10 protein-coding genes and 1 tRNA gene are annotated in these 4,709 nt (G+C 68.5%); 2 read left to right on the top strand and 9 right to left on the bottom strand.

Annotation, left to right across the window (positions count from 1 at the left end):
• Positions 1-370: ricin-type beta-trefoil lectin domain protein (locus VH914_16335; GenBank protein ID HEX4492776.1), on the top strand; the 370-nt coding region annotated here is incomplete at its 5' end.
• Between the two features lie 32 nt (positions 371-402).
• Positions 403-579: a hypothetical protein gene (locus VH914_16340; GenBank protein ID HEX4492777.1), complete on the top strand. Its 177-nt coding sequence runs from the start codon at positions 403-405 to the stop codon at positions 577-579.
• Positions 580-646: 67 nt separating this feature from the next.
• On the opposite strand, the gene rplA is transcribed toward VH914_16340, so the two are convergent.
• From rplA to VH914_16385, 9 genes are all read right to left on the bottom strand, one after another.
• Positions 647-1,345, bottom strand: coding sequence for a 50S ribosomal protein L1 (gene rplA, locus VH914_16345; GenBank protein HEX4492778.1), 699 nt, complete (start codon positions 1,343-1,345; stop codon positions 647-649).
• Positions 1,346-1,424: 79 nt separating this feature from the next.
• Positions 1,425-1,853, bottom strand: coding sequence for a 50S ribosomal protein L11 (gene rplK / locus VH914_16350; GenBank protein ID HEX4492779.1), 429 nt, complete (start codon positions 1,851-1,853; stop codon positions 1,425-1,427).
• A gap of 107 nt (positions 1,854-1,960) precedes the next feature.
• Positions 1,961-2,686, bottom strand: coding sequence for a transcription termination/antitermination protein NusG (gene nusG, locus VH914_16355; GenBank protein ID HEX4492780.1), 726 nt, complete (start codon positions 2,684-2,686; stop codon positions 1,961-1,963).
• Positions 2,687-2,745: 59 nt separating this feature from the next.
• A complete protein-coding gene (gene secE / locus VH914_16360) occupies positions 2,746-3,024 on the bottom strand; it encodes a preprotein translocase subunit SecE (GenBank protein ID HEX4492781.1) in 279 nt (92 codons plus the stop codon).
• 28 nt (positions 3,025-3,052) lie between these two features.
• Positions 3,053-3,125: transfer RNA gene (locus VH914_16365), tRNA-Trp, on the bottom strand.
• Positions 3,126-3,264: 139 nt separating this feature from the next.
• Positions 3,265-3,624 (bottom strand): hypothetical protein, encoded by a 360-nt coding sequence (locus VH914_16370; GenBank protein ID HEX4492782.1) that lies wholly within the window; start codon positions 3,622-3,624, stop codon positions 3,265-3,267.
• Positions 3,614-4,174: a sigma-70 family RNA polymerase sigma factor gene (locus VH914_16375; GenBank protein ID HEX4492783.1), complete on the bottom strand. Its 561-nt coding sequence runs from the start codon at positions 4,172-4,174 to the stop codon at positions 3,614-3,616. Before VH914_16375 ends, VH914_16370 begins: the two co-directional genes overlap by 11 nt.
• A gap of 159 nt (positions 4,175-4,333) precedes the next feature.
• Positions 4,334-4,495, bottom strand: coding sequence for a 50S ribosomal protein L33 (gene rpmG / locus VH914_16380; GenBank protein ID HEX4492784.1), 162 nt, complete (start codon positions 4,493-4,495; stop codon positions 4,334-4,336).
• A 9-nt stretch (positions 4,496-4,504) separates the two neighbouring features.
• The coding region (locus tag VH914_16385; protein HEX4492785.1) for an elongation factor Tu at positions 4,505-4,709 on the bottom strand (205 nt) is incomplete at its 5' end.

The raw sequence follows: 4,709 nt of genomic DNA on the forward strand, positions 1-4,709 counted from the left end.
CGACACGAACTATTGCCTCGCGCTCGACGAGGCCGACCCGAACGACGTGACCATCGAGGTGGGCATTTGCGCGGCACAGGACGCGCAGCACTTCGCCTTCACCGACAACACCGACGGATCGAGCTCGCTCGTCGTCGCCCAGGGTCGGTGCCTCGACTACGGCGACGGGCAGCCCGACACACGCCTGACCGCGAAGCAGTGCTCCTACGGACCGAGCCAGCGCTTCCGTTTCCGCCCGAACGGGAGGCTGCAGTCGGCGTCCGGCACCGTGTGCGTCTCCGCCGCGCAGGCGGCGCAGGGCGCGGCGGTCTTCGACGACGTCTGCAAGGTGCACCCGAGCGACCTGCAGGCCTTCTCGCTCAGCCGCTGAATCGATACGGTGACGCGAAGCGCAGAGTCGGAGTGGCGCGCAAATGCACGAGCCGCACCGCGGAGCGCTCGACGCTCGCCGACAACACCGACGCGTCGAACGTCATCACCGATGTGCACGGCGAGTGTCTCGACCGCGGCAGCGCGCGGCGGGGCACGGCCCTCTTCGTGAAGCCGTGCGACTTCGGTGCGACGCCGCGCTTCCACTGACTCGGAGCGCAACGGCAAGCTGATCGACCCGAACGGGGCGACGCGCGCGCAGCAGCGCGCGCGCTGATCAGTGCACGGGCGCCTTGGTGTCGGGGTTGATGCGCACTCCGGGGCCCATCGTGGACGACGCGGTGATCGACTTGATGTACCGGCCCTTCGCCGCCGCCGGCTTGGCCCGCATGATCTCGTCGTGAACGGCGTCGTAGTTGGTCGTCAGCGCCTCGACGTCGAAGCTCGCCTTGCCGATGGGCACGTGCACGTTGCCGTGGCGGTCGGTGCGGTACTCGACCTTGCCCCCCTTGAACTCCGTCACGGCCTTGCCGACGTCGGTGGTGACCGTGCCCGTCTTCGGGTTCGGCATCAGACCGCGCGGGCCGAGCACGCGGCCGAGCCGGCCGACCTGGCCCATGAGGTCGGGCGTCGCAATCGCGATGTCGAAGTCGAGGAAGCCGTCGGAGATCCGCTTCACGAGATCGTCGGCACCGACCACGTCGGCGCCGGCGGCCTCGGCATCGCGAGCGGCGTCACCGGCGGCGAACACCGCGACGCGCACGTTCTTGCCGGTACCCGACGGCAGCGACACCGTGCCCCGAAGCATCTGGTCGGCCTTGCGCGGGTCGACACCGAGTCGGTACGCGACCTCGACGGTCTCGTCGAACTTGCGCGTCGCCAGCGACTTCACCAGCCCGAGTGCCTCGTCCGGTGCATGCAGCTGCTCCCGGTCGTAGCGCTTCGCGGCGTCGGCGGACTTCTTGGACGTGCTCATGTGCCTGTCCCCTTCCGGGTCCCTCGTGGATGTCCGCCGGGCGGCGAGGTCCTCCGCGCCGGCGCGATCTCACAACTGGTCAGTCGACGACGTCGATCCCCATCGATCGCGCGGTTCCCGCGACCTGTGCCATCGCACCCTCGATGTCGATGGCGTTGAGGTCGGGCTGCTTCGTCTCCGCGATCTGACGAACCTGCGCCTTCGTCACCGAGCCCGCCTTCTCGCGTCGCGGTGCGACCGAGCCCTTCTCGAGGCCGGCCGCCTGCAGTAGCAGCCTCGACGCGGGTGGCGTCTTGGTGACGAACGTGAAGGAGCGGTCCTCGAAGATCGTGATCTCGGCAGGGACGACCATGCCGCGCTGACCTTCGGTCTGCGCGTTGTACGCCTTGCAGAAATCCATGATGTTGATGCCGTGCGGGCCCAACGCGGTTCCGACCGGCGGCGCCGGCGTTGCCGCGCCCGCCGAGATCTGGATCCGCACGACCGCGGTGACTCTCTTCTTCGCCATTCCTATTGCTCCGCTTCCACTCCGCTACGTCCGCTCGCCTTCGGCTCGCTCCATCCGCTCCGCTCGCTGCGCCGACGCGGGATGGGAGCGAACCGTCCGGGCGCTTCCTACAGCTTCGCCACGTTGCCGAACTCGAGCTCGACGGGTGTCTCGCGACCGAAGATGTTCACGAGCACCTTGAGCTTCGAGCGATCGACGTCGATCTCGCTGATCAAACCGTTGAAGTCCGCGAACGGGCCGGTGACCACACGCACCTGCTCGCCCACTTCGTACTCGAGACGCGGTCGCGCCTTCTTCTCGGGCGTGCCCGCACCGACGGGACCGGGGACGCCGAGGATGTCCTCGACCTCGCGCCGCGACAGCGGGCTCGGCTTCGCGCCGCTGCCGACGAACCCGGTGACGCCGGGCGTGTTGCGCACGACGTACCAAGAGTTGTCGTCGAGGTCCATGCGCACGAGCAGGTAGCCCGGGAACACCTTCTTCTGCGCGACGACCTTCTTGCCGCCCTTGAACTCGATGACGTCTTCCATCGGGATGACGACCTCGAAGATCCGCTCCTCGACACCCATCGACCGCACGCGGCTCGCGAGGTTCTGCTTCACCTTGTTCTCGTAGCCCGCGTACGTGTGTACGACGTACCAGTCGCCGGGACGGTCGAACGGACCGGGCTCGTAGAGCTCCTCGTCCTCGTCATCGACGTCCTCGAGCTCCGCGTCGGCGGGCAGCTCGATCACGTCACCGGCCTCGACGGTCTCCGCGGCTTCGGTCGGGGCGACCTCGTCGGCGTCGATCGCGTCGGCAGCGTCGACCTCGGCTTCGTCACGAACCTCCACGGCGCGCGATTCGGGCGCGGCGGAATCGTCGGTTTCGAACTCGTCAGACATCGTGTTGGTCACCCGAAGAGGAAGAGCACGAACTTCGCCGCGCCGTAGTCGAAGGCGAAGACGACTCCGCCCAGGAAGATCACTGCGACGATCACGACGAGCGTCGAGTTGATGACCTCGGGCCGGGTCGGCCAGGCAACCTTGCGCATCTCGCCGCGCACCTCGGAGAAGAACTCTCCCGGCGAGATGCGTTCCCGATCCTTCGTCTGCGTGACGGCCTTGCGGTCCTGCGCGCGCGGCTTATCCGTGCCGGACTTGGCCATCTGACGCTTCGTCTGTCGGTTCACGCTTCGCCTCGTAGGGGCGGGAGAAGAGCAGGGCAGGAGGGACTCGAACCCCCAACCGTCGGTTTTGGAGACCGATGCTCTTCCAATTGAGCTACTGCCCTCCGGGCCGGGGGCCGCGGAGCAGGTTAGCAGTGCGATCTTCCCGGTCGCATTCGCTGCAGGCCGGGATACCCGGCCCGCGGCCGCTCGCCGCTCCCGACGCGGGGTGGGAGCGAGTCGTCGCGAGGCTTCGCCGGAGCGCTAGCCCGCGAGGGGGAGCGCCCGGCGGCGCGAGCGGGCGATCAGCACCGCGGCGGTGGCCGCGGCCGTCGCGACCGCGGTACCGGCGCCGGCGAAGGCCAGGCGCTTGCCCGACAACGCGGAGCGGATCACGCTGCGCTCGGCGACCTCCTCGAGCGCGACGAGCGTCTCGGCGAGGTAGCCGGGTTGCGGTTCGAGGAAGCGCGTGCGCAACTGCTGGAGCGTTCGGAGCAACCGGCGGTAGCGCGCGAGCTCGGCCTGGCAACGGATGCACGACTCGACGTGACGCTCGACCGCGAGGTTCCGCGCGTCCCCGTCGACCAGCGCCGGGAGCAGCGCGGCGACTTCGTCACACCGCATGGGCCTCGACTCCCTGCTCGTACAGCATGTCCTTGAGCTTGCGGCGAGCCCGGTGCAACCGCACCTTCGCCGCGGCGACCGAGATGCCGAGCTCGGACGAGATCTCCTCGTGCGACAGCCCGTAGATGTCCTTGAGGATCACGACCTGGCGCAGCTTCACCGGGAGCGTGCCGATCGCGGAGGCGACGCGGTCGAGCGCCTCGGCCGACTCGGCGGCCGGACCCGGCAGCAGCTCGATGTGCTCCTCGAGCGGCTCCGCGTAGTCCTCGAGCTGGTCGGTGCGGAGGCGACGACGACGCTGGGTGTGGGTCGACGCGGTGTTCGCGGTGATGCGGTACATCCACGTCGAGAACTGCGCCTCACCACGGAAGCGCCCGATGCCCCGCCAGGCTCGGAGATAGGCGTCCTGAGCCACGTCGCGTGCGTCCTCCTCGTTCCCGGTGAGCCGGTAGGCCAGGGTGAACGTGTCGACGTAGGTCTGGCGCACCAGCTCGTCGAAGGCCTCCCGTTCGCCCTGTTGGGCGGCCCGGATCAGCTCACCTTGGTCCACGGAAGCTCCCGCTCGACGGCGGTTCGGACCCGGCGGAGGCCGAGGAGGTTACGCATCGGAAACCGGGAGCGGCGAGCGTCGCAGGGGCGGCAGCGGGCATCCCGCCACCGAGCGAGCGCGACCGGAAACGTGGCCGGAGGCCACGGAGGGCGGCCGTGGCTACCGCGTCTCCCGGTGGAGGGTGTGCTGGCGGTCCCAACGGCAGTACTTCTTCATCTCGATGCGCTCACGGTCGTTGATCTTGCTCTTCATCGTGATGTAGTTGCGCCGCTTGCAGACCTCGCACGCGAGCGTCACCTTGACGCGCTTCTCGTTCGCCATCTCGTTCCCTTACTTGTCGATCTTGATGACGCGACCGGCGCCGACGGTGCGGCCACCCTCACGGATGGCGAAACGCAGGCCCTCTTCCATGGCGATCGGCTTGCCCAACGAGACCTGCATCTCGGTGTTGTCGCCCGGCATCACCATCTCCGTGCCTTCCGGCAACGCGATCGTGCCCGTCACATCCGTCGTGCGGAAATAGAACTGCGGGTGG

The organism is Acidimicrobiia bacterium, from assembly GCA_036271555.1.
In the GTDB taxonomy this organism is placed as follows: Bacteria; Actinomycetota; Acidimicrobiia; order IMCC26256; family PALSA-610; genus DATBAK01.

Coding starts and splice junctions, on each gene's coding strand:
- rplA (HEX4492778.1), bottom strand. CDS start 1,345: ATGAGCACGTCCAAGAAGTCCGCCGACGCCGCGAAGCGCTACGACCGG.
- rplK (HEX4492779.1), bottom strand. CDS start 1,853: ATGGCGAAGAAGAGAGTCACCGCGGTCGTGCGGATCCAGATCTCGGCG.
- VH914_16370 (HEX4492782.1), bottom strand. CDS start 3,624: ATGCGGTGTGACGAAGTCGCCGCGCTGCTCCCGGCGCTGGTCGACGGG.
- rpmG (HEX4492784.1), bottom strand. CDS start 4,495: ATGGCGAACGAGAAGCGCGTCAAGGTGACGCTCGCGTGCGAGGTCTGC.